General features: G+C 63.1%; 17 protein-coding genes. 6 read left to right on the top strand and 11 right to left on the bottom strand.

What is annotated here, in order from left to right:
- Positions 1-55: 55 nt before the first annotated feature.
- Both C4Q27_RS21565 and C4Q27_RS21560 read right to left on the bottom strand, forming a co-directional pair.
- Complete coding sequence (locus tag C4Q27_RS21565) at positions 56-346, bottom strand: hypothetical protein (RefSeq protein WP_014591666.1); 291 nt, start codon at positions 344-346, stop codon at positions 56-58.
- Positions 347-404: 58 nt separating this feature from the next.
- Positions 405-1,010, bottom strand: coding sequence for an arylesterase (locus C4Q27_RS21560; protein ID WP_020192893.1), 606 nt, complete (start codon positions 1,008-1,010; stop codon positions 405-407).
- 10 nt (positions 1,011-1,020) lie between these two features.
- Here C4Q27_RS21560 and C4Q27_RS21555 point away from each other — a divergent pair, with 10 nt between their 5' ends.
- Entirely contained in the window at positions 1,021-1,707 is a 687-nt protein-coding gene (locus C4Q27_RS21555; protein WP_104887342.1) for an ABC transporter ATP-binding protein, read from the top strand.
- A complete protein-coding gene (locus tag C4Q27_RS21550; RefSeq protein ID WP_104887341.1) occupies positions 1,704-4,211 on the top strand; it encodes an ABC transporter permease in 2,508 nt (835 codons plus the stop codon). The genes C4Q27_RS21555 and C4Q27_RS21550 overlap by 4 nt, the downstream gene beginning before the upstream one ends.
- 63 nt (positions 4,212-4,274) lie before the next feature.
- Here the strand turns inward: C4Q27_RS21550 and greB are convergent, their stop codons facing one another.
- The 4 genes from greB to C4Q27_RS21530 form a co-directional block, all read right to left on the bottom strand.
- Complete coding sequence (gene greB / locus C4Q27_RS21545; protein WP_010953283.1) at positions 4,275-4,763, bottom strand: transcription elongation factor GreB; 489 nt, start codon at positions 4,761-4,763, stop codon at positions 4,275-4,277.
- 11 nt (positions 4,764-4,774) lie between these two features.
- Positions 4,775-5,083, bottom strand: coding sequence for a hypothetical protein (locus tag C4Q27_RS21540; protein WP_064493426.1), 309 nt, complete (start codon positions 5,081-5,083; stop codon positions 4,775-4,777).
- 248 nt (positions 5,084-5,331) lie between these two features.
- Entirely contained in the window at positions 5,332-5,769 is a 438-nt protein-coding gene (locus C4Q27_RS21535; RefSeq protein ID WP_010953281.1) for a DoxX family protein, read from the bottom strand.
- 112 nt (positions 5,770-5,881) lie between these two features.
- On the bottom strand, positions 5,882-7,288 hold the full coding sequence (locus C4Q27_RS21530; RefSeq protein ID WP_104887340.1) for a transglycosylase SLT domain-containing protein: 1,407 nt from the start codon (positions 7,286-7,288) through the stop codon (positions 5,882-5,884).
- 157 nt (positions 7,289-7,445) lie between these two features.
- On the opposite strand from C4Q27_RS21530, the gene C4Q27_RS21525 reads away from it, so the two are divergent.
- From C4Q27_RS21525 to C4Q27_RS21515, 3 genes are all read left to right on the top strand, one after another.
- Complete coding sequence (locus C4Q27_RS21525) at positions 7,446-8,243, top strand: TatD family hydrolase (protein WP_104887339.1); 798 nt, start codon at positions 7,446-7,448, stop codon at positions 8,241-8,243.
- A gap of 126 nt (positions 8,244-8,369) precedes the next feature.
- Positions 8,370-9,848 (top strand): methyl-accepting chemotaxis protein, encoded by a 1,479-nt coding sequence (locus C4Q27_RS21520; RefSeq protein WP_064493428.1) that lies wholly within the window; start codon positions 8,370-8,372, stop codon positions 9,846-9,848.
- Between the two features lie 75 nt (positions 9,849-9,923).
- Positions 9,924-10,292, top strand: coding sequence for an Mpo1-like protein (locus C4Q27_RS21515; protein ID WP_004576795.1), 369 nt, complete (start codon positions 9,924-9,926; stop codon positions 10,290-10,292).
- Between the two features lie 41 nt (positions 10,293-10,333).
- Here C4Q27_RS21515 and C4Q27_RS21510 read toward each other — a convergent pair whose 3' ends face one another.
- From C4Q27_RS21510 to C4Q27_RS21500, 3 genes are all read right to left on the bottom strand, one after another.
- Positions 10,334-11,131, bottom strand: coding sequence for an acyl-CoA thioesterase II (locus C4Q27_RS21510; RefSeq protein WP_104887338.1), 798 nt, complete (start codon positions 11,129-11,131; stop codon positions 10,334-10,336).
- A gap of 77 nt (positions 11,132-11,208) precedes the next feature.
- Positions 11,209-11,988: a CHAD domain-containing protein gene (locus tag C4Q27_RS21505; protein ID WP_019438676.1), complete on the bottom strand. Its 780-nt coding sequence runs from the start codon at positions 11,986-11,988 to the stop codon at positions 11,209-11,211.
- A 14-nt stretch (positions 11,989-12,002) separates the two neighbouring features.
- Positions 12,003-12,281, bottom strand: coding sequence for a lipoprotein (locus C4Q27_RS21500; RefSeq protein ID WP_003250254.1), 279 nt, complete (start codon positions 12,279-12,281; stop codon positions 12,003-12,005).
- Between the two features lie 177 nt (positions 12,282-12,458).
- Here C4Q27_RS21500 and C4Q27_RS21495 point away from each other — a divergent pair, with 177 nt between their 5' ends.
- Positions 12,459-13,499 carry a patatin-like phospholipase family protein gene (locus C4Q27_RS21495; RefSeq protein ID WP_026031953.1) on the top strand — a complete coding sequence of 347 codons (1,041 nt, stop codon included), beginning with the start codon at positions 12,459-12,461 and terminating at the stop codon, positions 13,497-13,499.
- A gap of 116 nt (positions 13,500-13,615) precedes the next feature.
- Here the strand turns inward: C4Q27_RS21495 and C4Q27_RS21490 are convergent, their stop codons facing one another.
- Positions 13,616-15,487, bottom strand: a complete 1,872-nt coding sequence (locus tag C4Q27_RS21490; RefSeq protein WP_019438678.1) for a SurA N-terminal domain-containing protein — start codon at positions 15,485-15,487, stop codon at positions 13,616-13,618.
- 181 nt (positions 15,488-15,668) lie between these two features.
- The gene (gene hupB, locus C4Q27_RS21485) at positions 15,669-15,941 is read right to left on the bottom strand and encodes a nucleoid-associated protein HU-beta (RefSeq protein ID WP_003250246.1); all 273 of its coding nucleotides are present in this window, start codon (positions 15,939-15,941) and stop codon (positions 15,669-15,671) included.
- Positions 15,942-15,956: the final 15 nt, after the last annotated feature.

Below are 15,956 nucleotides of genomic sequence, written 5' to 3'. Positions count from 1 at the left end.
AGCGGGAGGCATTGGCACGTTGCAAGCGTTTCAGATGATGAAAGGTGCTTTTCGTTCAGCTGCCGTGCAGCTCTGGCCACACCGGACGCATGCCACGTCGCTGGGCATCGAGGATGGCACGGCACAGCTCACACAGGCGACCATCGCGGTAGATCGATCGCGGCACCCCCGACCAACGCGGCTGGGCTGGCAGCAGGCCGCCACACAAAGTACGGTCGACCGGCACGCCCAGCTCGAGCTGACGGGCCACGAGGTGGACGCGGCTTTCCTGGCAGGCGAACAGGTCGAGCTGCTCGTCGGGCTCGATCAGTTGATAGGCATACAGGGACCAGGCAGGGCGCGGCATTTGGAGCACTCGAAACGGGGGGCGCAACATTAGCCCAAAGGCGGCCCCGTTTAAAGCTTCACAGCAAGGGTTTTATCGCTGGCCAGGCATTTTCCAGCAGGCGCTGCTGAGCCCCCTGGGCCGGATGGATGCCATCAGCCTGCATCAGTTCAGGCACTCCCCCTACCCCTTCGAGGAAAAACGGCACCAAAGGAACCTGTTTGTCCGCTGCCAGCTGTTCATACACCTTGGCAAAGGCGGTGGTGTAACGCACACCATAATTGGGCGGCAGGCGCATGCCCAATAGCAGCACCTTGGCCCCTGCCTGACGCGAATGCTCGATCATCGAGGCAAGATTTTGTTGCAATTGTGCAGGCGACTGCCCGCGCAGGCCATCGTTGCCGCCCAGCTCCAGCACCACCAGGCTCGGTTTATGGGCTGCAAGCAGCGCCGGCAGCCGCGCCTGGCCACCTGCGCTGGTGTCACCACTGATCGAAGCATTGACCACTTTGTCGTCAAAACCTTCGTCCCTGAGGCGGGCCTGCAAGAGAGACACCCAGCCCTGACGGCTATCCAGGCCAAAACCGGCGCTGATACTATCGCCAACAACCAGCAGTGTTCCTGCCGCTGCGCTCTGGGCCAGGCAATACAGGGCCAGACCGGCACTCAACCACCACACTCGCATCGGATTCTCCATGAGCCCCAGCATTCTCGTTGCGCAGAACCTTAGCAAAGTGGTCCCCAGCGCGGAAGGTGACCTTACCATCCTCCACGCACTGTCTCTCGACCTGGCCCAAGGCGACAGCCTGGCCATCGTCGGCGCCTCGGGCTCTGGCAAGTCGACCCTGCTCGGTTTGCTCGCCGGCCTCGACCGGCCCAGCGCTGGCAGCGTCATGCTCGCCGGCCACGACCTGGGGCCACTGGATGAAGACCAGCGTGCCCGTGTGCGCGCCGAACATGTGGGTTTCGTGTTCCAGTCGTTCCAGTTGCTCGACAGCCTCAATACACTGGAAAACGTCATGCTGCCACTGGAACTGGACGGCCGCCGCGATGCCCGCGAACAGGCTCGCACTTTGCTGGAGCGGGTCGGCCTGGGCAAGCGCCTGAGCCACACACCTCGGCAGCTCTCGGGCGGCGAGCAGCAGCGCGTGGCAATCGCCCGCGCCTTCGCCGCGCAGCCTGCGGTGCTGTTCGCCGATGAGCCCACCGGCAACCTCGACAGCCACACTGGCGAGCGCATCAGCGACTTGTTGTTCGAGCTGAACAAGGAGCGCGGCACTACCCTGGTGCTGGTCACCCATGACGAACGCCTGGCCCGCCGCTGCCGGCGCCAGATCCGCCTGGACGCGGGCCGCCTTGTGGCGCCGATGGAGGTCTGGTGAGCCGTATGCCGCTGTCCCGCCTGTGTGGCCTGGCACTGCGCCAGTTGCTGCGCGATGTTCGCGCCAGCGAAGTGCGCGTGCTGTTCTTTGCCCTGTTGGTGGCGGTAGCCGCCAGCACCGCCATCGGCTATTTCGGCGCCCGCCTCAACGGCGCCATGCAGCTGCGCGCCAGCGAGTTCCTGGGCGCCGATCTGGTACTGCAGGGCAGCGCCCCGGCCCGCGAGCAACAACTCGATGCCGGCAAGGCAATGGGCTTGCGCCACGCACACGTGGTCGAGTTCACCAGCGTGGTCGGCGGCGACAATGGCATCCAGCTGTCCAGCGTCAAGGCCGCCGACGGCGCCTACCCGTTGCGCGGGCAAGTACGCAGCGCTCCGGCACCCTATGCCGAAGAAACACCCGGCGGCGGGCCTGCCCCTGGCGAAGTGTGGGTCGAACCGCGCCTGTTGGCAGCACTGGGGCTGGCAATCGGCGACAGCATCGACGTGGGTATGAAAACCCTGCGCATGAGCCGCGTGCTTACCTACGAACCGGACCGCGCCAACAACTTCTACAGCCTTACCCCGCGCGTGATGATGAACCTGGCCGACCTGGAGGCCACCGGCGTAATCCAGCCGGGCAGCCGGGTCACCTACCGCGACCTGTGGCGCGGCGATGCCGAGGCGCTGGCGCAGTACCGTCAGGCCGTGGAAAAAGACCTGGCCGCCAACCAGCGCCTGCGTGACACCCGCGATGGCAACCAACAGATCGGCGGCGCGCTGGGCAAAGCCGAACGCTACCTGAACATGGCCAGCCTGGTAGCTGTGCTGCTGGCAGGCGTGGCCGTGGCACTGTCGGCCAGTCGCTATGCTGCACGCCGACTGGACGCCAGCGCCCTGCTGCGCTGCCTGGGCCTGTCGCGCCACCAGGCATTGGGCTTGTATTGCTTGCAACTGACCATGCTCGGCCTGGTCGCTGCCCTGGCCGGCGCCTTGCTCGGCTGGCTGGCTCAGCTGGGCCTGTTCCGCCTGCTGCACGGCTTGCTGCCGAGCGTGGTGCCCGCTGGCGGCATCGTTCCCGCGCTGGCAGGTATCGGTACCGGGCTGGTGGCACTGGCTGGCTTTGCCCTGCCGCCGATTGCGGCGCTGGGCCAGGTGCCGCCACTGCGCGTGCTGCGCCGTGACCTGCTGCCGATACCTGCGAGCAGTTGGCTGGTGTACGGCGCCGCCCTGCTCGCCCTGGGCCTGATCATGTGGCGCCTGAGCCTCGACCTGCTGCTCACCTTCGCCCTGCTCGGTGGCGGCCTGGTCGCCGCACTTCTGCTCGGCGGCCTGCTGTTGCTCGGTTTACGCAGCCTGCGCCAGCTGCTGGCCGGTGCGCCACTCACCTGGCGTCTGGGGCTTGGCCAGCTATTGCGCCACCCCATGGCGGCAGCAGGCCAGGCCCTGGCATTCGGCCTGATACTGCTGGCCATGGCCTTGGTCGCCCTGCTGCGCGCAGAGCTGCTCGATACCTGGCAAGCACAGCTACCCAAGGATGCGCCTAACCACTTCGCCCTGAACATCCTGCCAGATGACCGTGAGCCGTTCATTCAACACCTGCACCAGGTCAATGCCGCTTCAGCGCCGCTGTACCCGGTAACGCCCGGGCGCCTGGTGCAAATCAATGAAAAACCGGTACAGCAGGTGGTCAGCAAGGACTCGGCGGGCGAGCGCGCCGTGCAGCGCGACCTCAGCCTGACCTGGGCCGCCGAGTTGCCCGAAGGCAACGTGCTGACCGCCGGCAACTGGTGGCAAGCCTTGCCAGCCGACAACGACATCCCCGGGGTTTCAGTGGAGGCGGAGCTGGCCAGCAGCCTGAAACTGCAGATGGGCGACCTGCTGACGTTCGATATTGGCGGCCAGCAGCGCCAGGCCCGCGTGAGCAGCCTGCGCAACGTGCATTGGGACAGCTTCCAGCCGAACTTCTACATGATCTTCCAGCCTGGCACGCTGCAGGGGCTGCCGACCACTTACCTGACCAGCTTCTACCTGGCACCGGGGCATGACCTGGATGTCGTCGCGCTGTCACGGGCGTTTCCGGCGGTGACCATCCTGCAGGTGGATGCCTTGCTCGACCAGCTGCGCAGCATTCTCGCCCAGGTAACCCTGGCGGTGGAGTATGTGTTGCTGTTCGTGCTGGCCGCCGGGCTGGCAGTGCTGTTCGCCGGCTTGCAGGCCACGCTGGACGAGCGTATTCGCCAAGGCGCACTGTTGCGCGCACTGGGCGCGGCGCGGCCGTTGCTGGTCAAGGCCCGGCGAATCGAGTTCGGCCTGCTGGGTGCGACCAGCGGGCTATTGGCGGCCGTGGGCTGCGAACTGATTACCTGGGTGCTGTACCGCTATGCCTTCGATTTGCAGTGGAGCCCGCACCCGTGGCTGCTGGTGTTGCCGCTGACGGGGGCACTGGTGGTGGGTGGTGCTGGGGTGCTGGGAACACGGCGGGCGTTGAATGCCAGCCCGCTGGCGGTGTTGCGCGAGGCTTGAGGCCTGGCTGTCAGCGCTTCTACCGGGACAGCACATGCCTCAAGCTGACGCAAGACGGGCCAGTCAGTCCGTCGAGACGCCCTGGCCGTAACGGATGCTGCTCACATACCAGGTCGCTTCACCGGTAGGTGTATGCACCACCACCTCATCACCCTCCTCCTTCTTCAGCAAGGCACGGGCCATGGGCGAATCGATCGAGATGTAATCGTTGCGCCCGTAGATTTCGTCGTAGCCGACAATGCGAAACTTCATGGTCTCGCCCTCGTCGTTTTCGATCTCAACCCAGGCACCGAAAAACACTTTGCCTTCCTGCTCGGGCGAGTACGCCACCACTTTCACATCTTCAAGCCGCTTGCGCAGGTATCGCACCCTGCGGTCGATTTCGCGCAGCAGCTTCTTGTTGTACTGGTAGTCCGCGTTCTCGCTGCGGTCACCCAACGAAGCCGCCCAGGCAACCTTTTGGGTGATTTCCGGACGATACACCCGCCACAGGTGGTCCAGCTCTTTCTTCAGCGCCTCATGGCCTTCTGTGGTGATGATATTGGTGCTCAATAGCGCATTCCTCAGCGGCGGGTAATCAGGCCTTGACGCGCGATGCGGGTGAGATGGCCGATGACTTCGGCGGCTTCGTCCGGTGCCGGCGCCTGGATCACAGCCAGGTCGAAACGGTCATTGCCATACTGCGCGAGGTGACAGTCGCTATCGGCGAACTGGATCAGAAAGGCACGCGCCTGTCCCTTGCGCCGTGACAGGCCTTCAAGATGACGCAAAAGGGTGGGCTGATGCCGGCCGCCGAGCAGGATGCGCGGTGTGCGGGACGCCTGGTTGGCAGGCAAAGGGCTCAAACAGACACTGGTACGTGGGCAACTCATGGAGCTTCTCTCCGCCTCGCGAATCCCGCTGGGCAGCGGTGGGAGGCGTCACCGAACCAGCGCTTTAGCGGTATTTCGGACGGCCCGGAGGTGGGGCTTTCCTGCGCCCCGCAAGTAGCTGTTTAAATCGGCGCAGGCGGTATGCTAGAGCGATGAGCCCCAAGTTGCAAGCGACAAGCCGCAAGCAAGAACAAGCCGAGTATTGGCCCGCGCTTGCCTGCGTCTCGTAGCTCAGAGCGTGCAGCTGGTTACCGGGCGATCAGGCGGTCGAGCGAGAAGCGGCCAGCGCCTTCGATCATGACTGCAACGGTGCCGGCCAACAGCGCCAGGGCGAACTCATAGCCGTTGTTGGACATGAACAGGCCGTTGCCGATGTGCACCGAAACGATGGCCACTATCAAGGTCACCGTCAGCGCCAGGGCCGCCGGGCGAGCCAGCAGGCCGACCACCAAGGCCAGGCCGCCGAAGAATTCGGCACTACCGGACAATAGGGCCATCAGGTAACCCGGCGCCAGGCCGATGCTTTCCATCCATTGGCCGGTGCCTTCCAGGCCGTAGCCACCGAACAGGCCGAAGAGTTTTTGCGCACCATGAGCCATGAAGATGATGCCGACCAGGATGCGGATAACGCTCAAGCCAGCGCCAGCACGTGTAGAGAACAGAGCGTTGAGGGTAGTGTTGTTCATGTCGAAGCGTCCTTGAAGTGAAGCAGTTGTGTGGGTATGGGCGCCATCATAATCAATTCTCTTGATATGAAAATCGCAAAAAACCCAACATAACAATCGATAAAATCGATGCTTAACGCTTCGCTACACGCTCCAGTGCCGCGCGTTCGCGGTTGAACGCCAGGTAGTACTTGTTGATGCTGTTGACGAAATTGACCGGTCCCATCCCCACTTGCTCCATGGCGATGCGTTCGGTCTGGAAAAACCACTGGTTGCCGTTGAGCCCCCGCCGTCGAGCCTCTGCACGCATGGCCTGAACCCGCTCGGGGCCGAGGTTGTAGGCTGCCAGCACAAAGGCCATGCGCTCACGCTCGTTGATCTTGGTACTGGCAAAAAACTTGCGCCGGATAAGCGCCAGGTAACGGGCACTGGCCAGGACATTGCCATCTACCGTCGCAGTATTGCTCACCCCCACCCGCTGGGCCGCCGAAGGGGTAATCTGCATCAGACCATGGGCACCGCCAGTACCGCGTGCAGCCGGGTTGAGCGTCGACTCCTTGAAGGCCAATGCAGCCAGGTTGAGCCAGTCGATCTGTTGCGCCTGGCCATGCTTCTGCAACACCGCCCGCACCGATGCCAAGCGCTGGCGGTCCTTGCTGGCCAACGGGTTGTGTACCCGGTACTGGCGGCGGTAGATGCGCTCGAATGCGGCATCCTGGTTATCTGGCGCGCGGTAACCTTGCAGAAAGTGATCGACTGCGGCCAGCAATTGCGGCGCTTCACGCCCTACATACCAGCGCATGGCTTGCGGCGCCCCCAGGCGCACCCGGCTGTCCAGGCGCAGGCGCGGCATAACCCGGGCCCAACGCCGGGCAATGGGCTGCTCGACCACGGTCAGGTGGTAGATGCCTGCCTGTACCATCTCCAGCACATCCTCCACCGCCAGCGTCGAATCGACCCACTCCACTTTGATCGGCGGCCGCTTGCGCAGTGCCAGTTGCTGGTTGACCTGCTGGATCAGCGGCCCGGCGGCACTGGCACTGGTCAGGGCCACGGTACGCCCTGACAGCTGTTCGATCTTGCTGAAACTTCGCTCGCCTTTGCGCCCGACCAGCATCAGCGGCACCTGGTCGAGTATCGGCGCACTGCCGCGGACACCGCTCACCGTAGTGGGGTCAAGCAGCTCGCCTGGCGCGGCCAGGTCACCCTCACCGCGGGCCAGGGCGCCCAGCAACTGTTCCTTGGCCCGCGGGATGAGCTTTAGCTGGATCTGCTGGTCGTCGGCGGTACGAGCATTGAGGAAATGCTCCAGGGCACGCAGGCGATAATACTCGATGCCGACTGGCTCGCCCTTGACCTCACCAGAACTGTTGCGGCTCTGGTTGACCAGCACTCGCAGTACTTTGCTGGTGCGAATCTGCGCCAGGTCACGCACCTTGGCAGGCGGTATGTTTTGCTGCGGCCCCGGCGAGCGCGCCTGGGCGGGACCGGCAAAGGCCAACCCCAGCGTCAGCAGAAAAATGAGCCAGCATCGCTGCATGCGAAAACGTTTCCGTGGTCGGTGAGCGGCATCCATGGGTTGCACCGCCAAGTGATAAACGACGGTAAAAGACCACGGCAACAGCATGAAGTTCTTGGTTTTTTCAGAAAAACGCGGTTTTTGCTATGCTGGCCGCCCCGCGGCACGAGATAGCACCATGCAACTGATCGATATCGGCGTCAACCTGACCAACAGCAGTTTCCACGACCAACAGGCCGCAATCGTCGAGCGCGCACTGGAGGCCGGCGTTACGCAAATGCTGCTGACAGGCACCAGCCTGGCGGTCAGCGAACAAGCGCTGGAGCTGTGCCAACAACTGGATGCCAGCGGCGCGCACCTGTTCGCCACGGCCGGCGTGCACCCTCATGATGCCAAGGCCTGGGATGCCGACAGCGAGCGCCAGCTGCGGCTGTTGCTGAGCGAACCGCGCGTACGCGCGGTAGGCGAATGCGGCCTGGATTTCAACCGCGACTTTTCCCCTCGCCCGCTGCAGGAAAAAGCCCTGGAAGCCCAGCTGACACTGGCTGCGCAGCTGCGCCTGCCAGTGTTCCTGCACGAGCGCGATGCCAGCGAGCGCTTGCTGGCGATTCTCAAGGACTACCGCGACCACCTGCCCGGCGCGGTGGTGCACTGCTTCACCGGTGAGCGCGAGGCGCTGTTCGCCTACCTGGACCTGGACCTGCACATCGGCATTACCGGCTGGATCTGCGACGAACGCCGCGGCACTCACCTGCACCCGCTGGTGGGCAACATCCCTGAAGGCCGGCTGATGCTGGAAAGCGACGCGCCCTACCTGCTGCCGCGCAGCTTGCGGCCCAAGCCCAAGAGCGGGCGCAACGAGCCGGCGTTCTTGCCGGAGGTACTGCGCGAGGTGGCCTTGCATCGCGGTGAATCAGCCGAGCACACGGCGGCGCATACCACGGCAACGGCGCGCGATTTTTTCCAGCTCCCCTGAGTCTCGCGTGTTGTTGCGGGGCGGGTGAACACAGTTGATATGCATCAACACATGTCCAGGTGGATGTGGGCACAATGATGGCACCTTGCCAATATTGTTTCCGCTCAACTCAGAGAAGACCTGCCCATGGGTGCCTGGCTTAGCAATGTTTCCCTGAAGTACAAATTCTGGGCCGTCAACGCAGTGGCCTTTGTCACCACCTTGCTGCTGGTGCTGTACGCCGTGCACCTGGAGCAACGCGCACGTGCCGAGGCGGCTCAGGGCCTGGCGGTCGCACAAGCCCAGTTGCTGGCCGCCTGGCCAGCCGGGCAAGCACTGCCACGCCCGGCCAACGTCATCAGTTGGTCAACCGGGCAAACGCCAACCTACGCCGGAGAGGCGCTCGATGCCCTGCGCAACGCCCAAGGCTGGGTAGCATTGCCGAGCGCCTGGATCCTCGGTGAAAACCCGCTGCGTGGCGCACAGGTATTGCGCAATGGCGACCAGCAGTTGGCTGTGCTGGCCCAGTCACCCAGCCTGCGCCAGGTCTTCTTCGATCGCTTCAGCAATTACGCGGTGTGTGTGCTGATCCTGATGCTGGCCATGCTCGGCGCCTCGCAACTGCTGATCCGCTTCCTGCTCAGCCAACTCAACACCCTCAAGGACGTGATGCTGCACGTGGAAAAAACCGGCGACCTGTCGGCCCGCGTACCGCTAGCCAGTGGCGACGAGGTCGGCCAGATGGCCGGGGCCTTCAACGCCATGCAGTCCACCTATCACCGCGTGGTCAGCACCGTCGCCCACAGCGCAGCACAGCTGGACTCGGGCGCTGCACGCCTGGCCGCCAGCATGAGCGACGTACGCCATGGCATGCTCGGCCAGCAGAGTGAAACCGACCAGGCCGCCACTGCCATCAACGAAATGTCGGCGACCGTGCACCACATTGCCCAGCACGCCGGTGCCACCCGCGATTTATCACAAACCGCCGACACCTTGGCCGGCAGCGGCCAAGCGGTGGTCAGCCGAGTGCAGGATTCGATTTCCGGGCTTTCCAGCGGCGTGCAACAAACTGCCGAGATGATTCGACAGCTAGCCGAGGACAGCCAGAAGATCAACGGTGTAGTCAGTGTGATCCACAGTATTGCCGAACAGACCAACTTGCTGGCGCTTAATGCTGCCATCGAAGCCGCGCGCGCCGGCGACCTGGGCCGCGGCTTTGCCGTGGTGGCCGATGAAGTGCGCAACCTGGCCAAACGCGTGCAAACCTCCACGGATGAAATCACCACCATGGTTTCGGCCCTGCAGTCGGGCACCCGCGATGCGGTGGAGTTCATGCAGGAAAGTTCGTACAAGGCCGACGACTGCGTACGTCAGGCGCAGGAAGCCGGTGAGGCGCTGGCGGAAATTACCGGTGCCGTGGCGCAGATGCGCGAAAGCAATACCCAGATCGCTGTAGCGGCCGAGCAGCAAAGCCAGGTAGCCGAGGAAATGAACCGCGCGGTGGTCAGCATCCGCGATGTCACCGAGCGGACCGTGCAGCAAACGGTCGGTTCGGCGACCACCAGCAGCGAACTGGCGACCCTGGCCGGCGAACTGAACAAGGCCATTGGCCAGCTCAAGCTATAGTCACCATAGCCAGGTTCGATTGGCCCCCGCTTGGGGGCCGCACTAAGCTTTGGGCATGACCGAGAGGAAATCCCCATGAGCAAACGCCTGCCCAATCTTCCCGCCTGGCAATGGCGCGGCTACCACCACAATCACCGCCACCCGGCCAACCTGGTGTTGCACCTGATCGCTGTGCCGTTGTTCATTCTGGGGACACTGCTGGTGCTGTCCGGTCTGTTTGGTTTCGACCTCGGCCAGATCGCGGTGGGTGTGATTGCCCTGGTCGCAGCGTTGGGCCTGCAGCGCCAAGGCCACCGCCTTGAAGCCCAGCAGCCCGAACCGTTCGCCAACCGCCAGGATGCCGTGCAGCGCTTACTGACCGAGCAGTTCATCACCTTTCCGCGCTTTGTGGTGAGCGGGGCCTGGTGGAGGGCCTGGCGGGAGCGGCACAAGCACCGGCACTGAGCCAGCTGCCGGAGCGCTGCTTGTGAGCAGCCTTGCAAGGGTCAGGCGAAAACGGTGACGGTCTGCCGGCTCAACGCCAACAACTCGCCCTGCGCCGTCCACAATGCCGCAGCAGCATGCCCATAGCCATCCCGCGCATGCTCGGTCTCCACACAGTACCGGCACCAATCCAGGGTCGACAGCTTCGCCGTTGGCTGGATGAACTCGATGGTCCAGGTCAACGTACTGCCCGCAGCGGGCTGCTTGAGAAACGGCATGAGGCTGGGCGGCCAGGCATCGACCAACGCCAACAGGTGCGCCTCGTTCACCTGTTCTTCCACCACATCCCGCAAGCGCACCCAGCCGCCCATCTTGCGCGACTGATTGCCACTGAACGGCAGCCCCCCTACTGCCCAGCGCAGGGCCACATGCCGCATGAACTCAGGGGTAACGCCTTTGATATAGGGCAACTCCGGGGCCGCCTCATCGAGCGCAGGCATTTCGATGGCCGGTAACGCCGGCACTTCGACCACCGAAGGGCGGCCCGCACCGAAATTGCCCTGCACCAAAGTCACCACCTGGCCATCCTGAACAGCGCGGCCCAGCAACGTGCTAACCGCCTTGCCTTCGCGCAAAACCTCCACCTCGAAGCGGATGGGCACATCCGCCGCCGCGGGTGCCACGAAGCTGATGGCCAATGAGCGTACCGGGCGGTTGTCACTGATCTTGAGGCGCATGGTTTCATAGACCATGGCCGCCATCAGCCCGCCAAAGGCAGCGCGCCCCTGGGCCCAGCTGGGCGGAATGCTGACGGAATCCGGGTTGGCCCGTACGGCGTCGAGGAGTTGGTTGAAATTCATTGGCCGGCTCCTGCCTGCAAAGAAAAAGGTCCGTTCATCCTAGCCAGCAAACGCCAAGCATTCAGCCCGCATATCGGTCATTTTCCGTGATAACGCCGCGCCAGGGCCTCTTGCAGGGCATCCAGCGTCACATCCGACTGGCGCTCCGCCTCATGCAGCTCCTGCTCCCAATCGGCTTTGCAGGGGAGCAAGTCGGCATGGTCGCGCGCTTGCAGCAGCCATTGCAGGCGGTCGTGCCAATCACCCAGGCTGCCCTGTGCCTTTTTCAGCAGACGTTGCAGTTTCTTCCCAGCGTGATCGAGTTGCGGGTAGGCCTCATCGCCATAGCGTGCACGCTTGATCAGCAAACGCAGGCGGTGGCGATCGTGAGCAGGGTCCTGCAACGCTTTGTGCAACTTGCGCCACTGCTTGACCAAGCGCTTGTCTATACGTTTGCTTAGCGACTTGACCAGCCCCTCCCGGCCCGCCGCCCGCAGGAACAATGGAAAGGCGTCGAGAATCGCCAATACCCTGGCCAGCTGTGGGCTGGCAGCGACACTGGCGAAGGTCCTGTCACGCCCCTCCAGACGCCGCTGCCCGGCTGCTGTGTGACCGCGCCCGATCAGCTCGGCCGCCAGCACCTCGCGATCACGCAGCGGCGTGGTAAGGGTCCCCAGCGAACGTGCAGCATCCTCCAGCTGTTCCACGCCAGGCAGCCCACGCAGCGGCCTCAGCAGACTGCGCAGGCGCCGCAAGGTGGTACGCAAGTCGTGCAAGGCCTCACTGTCGGTATTGGCAGCCAGGCGTTCACGACAGGCCAGCAAGCGCACCTGCAAGGTCAGTATCTGGGCAACGACATGGTCGAGCATGGCAGACATACGATGCTCCCTGTTCAGCGCCCGGCGCGAGATTCACGAATGTAGAACCGCGCCTTTTCGGCTTTGCGGGTACAGCTTTCGTAGCCTTCGAACTGCTGCTGGGTCTTGGCCCCGGTCAGCAATGACAAGGCCTTGGAATAACTTACGGCACCGGCGAAGCCTTCGGCCTTGGCCAGGTCCAGCTCCTTCCAGGCGGCATCCAGCTGGGTCGCGCAGCTGTCACGGTAGGCCGTCTTGCCCGCGCAGCCAGCAAGGGCCAGGGCAATCAGTGGAAGGCAAATCCAGGCTTTCATCAGTAATACCTCTATGGAAAAACGGTGGCTGTTCGACGCTCCGACAGCTGGAAAGTGCCATGCCCAGCCGGCTTTGCCTGGCCAGTTTTATTACAGTAGCTCAGCACGATCTACATTGAAGCACAGGCAGCGATGGGTGCATTGTAGGACCATGATGGCACTGGCCGGGGAATGTTCATGAGTAAACGTGTGGCACTGGTACTGGGATCGGGCGGAGCCCGAGGGTATGCGCACATCGGCGTGATCGAGGAAATCGAGCGCCGCGGCTACGACATAGCCTGCGTCGCGGGGTGTTCCATGGGCGCGGTGATTGGCGGTATCTATGCCGCCGGCAAGCTCGACGACTATCGCAACTGGATCGAAAGCCTCGACTACCTCGATGTGCTGCGCCTGGTCGACGTCAGCTTTCGCCTCGGTGCGATTCGCGGCGACAAGGTGTTCGGGCAGATCCGCAAGATCGTCGGCGAGATAAACATCGAGCAACTGCGCATACCCTACACCGCAGTGGCCGCCGACCTTACCAACCAGCAGGAAATCTGGTTCCAGGAAGGTTGCCTGCATCAGGCCATGCGCGCCTCGGCGGCCATTCCCAGCCTGTTCACGCCGGTGATGCAAGGCAACCGCATGCTGGTCGACGGTGGCATCCTCAACCCGCTGCCAATCGTGCCGGTGGTGTCCAGCCATTGCGACCTGATCATCGCGGTAAACCTAAACGCCACCAACCAGAAGCAGTACCAGTTGCCGGTGATCGAGCGCCCGGCGGCGTTCAAGATGCGCTTTGACGCCTTGTTGAGCTCGCTGGGTTCACGCTTGCCATTCCGGCGCAAACCGGCGGAAGAGCTGATCCGCATCGAAAAGGAGATCGTCGCCGAGGGGCTGGCACCGCCAAGCCCGTGGCTTGCCGACAGCGCCGACCCGGAAAGCCAGCAACCGGCAGCGGCCCCGGAGCGCGAGGGCGCGCCGAAGTCTGCCACCGGTTCTTTCATCATCGACAACGTGGGGCCGGCCTCACTCCTGGACTTGATCAACCAGAGCTTCGAGGTCATGCAGACTTCGCTGGCACAGTACAAGATTGCCGGCTATCCACCGGATGTGCTGATCAACGTACCCAAGCGGGTGTGCCGGTTTTTCGAGTTCTACAAGGCGCCGGAGCTCATCGCCCTGGGGCGAGAGATTGCACGCGATACGCTGGACAGTTATGAAGGGGTGAAGCGGTAGAACCTGGTTGGCGCCGCCCCTGAAAGCGGTGTGGTCTTCGACGATGACCGTGCTCGCGGCTGGCGAAAACGAAACAGGCCGCACGAGGCGGCCTGTTTCTTCATGCAACGAACACCTTAGTAACGGGTGATGTCTGCATTGGCTTCCAGCTGCTTGCGGTAAGCGGCAAAGTCCTGCTGGCCAGCACGTGACGCGAGGTAGCGGCGAATCTGCTGCTTCTCTTCGTCGGTGGCGGCAGCGCCTTCGTTCACGCCCTTGAGCTGCAACACCACCAGGCTACCGTCACGCAGCACGACGCTGCCATACACTGGCTTGTCCTTGGCTTGCGGCTTGCCCAGACGGAACAGTGCCTGCAGTTCGGCCGGGTCAATACCGTCCTCACCACGGGTGACGGCTTCATAGGCTTTCCAGCCTTGGCCTTCATGCACGCTGCCTGCTGCGATGGAACCGTCACGCAGGCCGGCAATCAGCTTGTCTGCCTTGGCCTTGAGTTCGGCAGTCGCCTTCTCTTTGGCCAGGTGCTCCCTGATATTCTTGGCCACAGCGTCCAGCGGCAGTTGCTCTGGCTTGCGGTGTTCCTTGACGCGCAGCACCACAGTGGTCTCAGGGTCGAGCTCGATGGCGGTGCTGTTGGCACCCTCATCCAGCACTTCTTCAGAGAACGCAGCCTGCACCACCGCACGGTTGGCGGTAATGCCTTCACCGCCCTCGCGGCCGAAGGCGGCGGAGGTGTGCACCTTGAGGTTCAGGTCCTGGGCCGGCTGGGCCAGGTCGGAAGCCTCGTAGGCAGCATCCTGCAGTTGCTTGCTGGCGTCGACATAACGCTGCTCGACCAGCGGCATCTTCAGATCGCGGGTCAGTTTGTCCTTCAGGCTGGCGAAGCTCGGTACCTCTGGCGCCTGGACGCCCAGCAGCTTGATCAGATGGTAGCCAAACTCGGTGCGCACCGGTGCAGATACCTGCCCATCCTGCAGCTTGTACAGCGCCTCTTCGAAGGCCGGGTCGTATACGCCCGGGCCGGCAAAGCCAAGGTCACCACCGGTGTTGGCGGAGCCTGGGTCCTGAGAGAACTCCTTGGCCAAAGCGGCAAAGTCCTCACCCTTGGCCAGACGCTGCTCGATCTCTTCGGCGCGGGCCTTGGCCTGGGCGTCGGTGACCTTGTCGTTGACCTCGATGAGGATGTGCGCGGCATGGCGCTGCTCGGCCAGGTTGGCGATTTCCTTCTCGTACTGGGCCTTGAGCTCTTCGTCGGTCACTTTGACCTGATCGAAGAACGCCGACTTCTTCAGCTCGATGTAGTCGATCACTACCTGGTCAGGCGACATGAACTCCTTGGCGTGCTGGTCGTAGTGCGCCTTGACCTCTTCGTCGCTGACCTTGACTGCGGCCGGGTCGGCCTTGAACGTCAGGGAGGCGAAGTCGCGGGTCTGCTTCTCCAGGCGAGCGAAGGCATCGACCTGTTGATCGGTGACGAAGCTGCTGCCGGCCAGGCCGGTGCGCAGTTGGCCGATGAGCATTTCCTCGCCGAGCATCTCGCGGAACTGCATGCGACCGTAGCCCATCTGGCGGATCACCTGGTCGAAACGCTCAGCGCTGAACTTGCCGTCCACCTGGAACTCAGGGGTCTGCAGGATCACCTGATCCAGCGCGGCCTCGGAGAATGCGAACTTGGCATCCTCAGCACCTTGCAGCAGCAGCTTGCGGCTGATCAGCCCCTTGAGTGCCTCCTCACGCAGCAACTTGTCATCCAGCAGCGCCGGGTCGAAATCCTTGCCCAACTGTTGCATCAGTTGACGGCGCTGCATGTCGGCCGCCTGGCTCAGTTCGTTCTGGCTGATGGTCTGGCCGTTCACCTTGGCGGCGTCCTGGCTATGAGTGGCGGCCTGGAAAATGGCTTCGAAACCGGTCAATGCCATCAACACGACGATAAGGCCGATGATGGTCTTGGCAATCCAACCTTGTGAATTGTCCCTGATATTTTGCAGCATGCGTCCCCCAGAAACGGCTGTACCACTGCGTCGACAACCGCGGAGCGTGGGTAGAATCCTGATAAAAGAAAGGCGCATCCGAGGATGCGCCTTTTCTTAGCAAACGTGTCAGGCGGGAACGTTTGCGCCCCGCCATCACCGTGCTCGGACCAGGCCAGGCCGGGTCCGGCTGAAAGACGACTTAGTTGACGGCGTCTTTCAGGCCTTTGCCGGCCTTGAAACCTGGAACCTTGGCGGCTTCGATCTTGATTGCCTTGCCGGTTTGCGGGTTGCGGCCAGTACGCTCGGCGCGCTCCTTGACCGAGAAGGTACCAAAGCCAACCAGTACCACATCGTCACCTTGCTTCAGGGCGCCGGTGACGGATTCGATGACTGCGTCCAGCGCACGGCCGGCTACAGCTTTCGGGATGTCTGCAGATGCGGCGATAGCGTCAATCAGTTCCGACTTGTTCACTCTAAGTCCCCTTAT

Source organism: Pseudomonas sp. SWI36, assembly GCF_002948105.1.
In the GTDB taxonomy this organism is placed as follows: domain Bacteria; phylum Pseudomonadota; class Gammaproteobacteria; order Pseudomonadales; family Pseudomonadaceae; genus Aquipseudomonas; species Aquipseudomonas alloputida.
The sequence above is the reverse complement of the archived record's forward strand: the minus strand, read 5'-3'. Positions and strand labels throughout refer to the sequence as shown.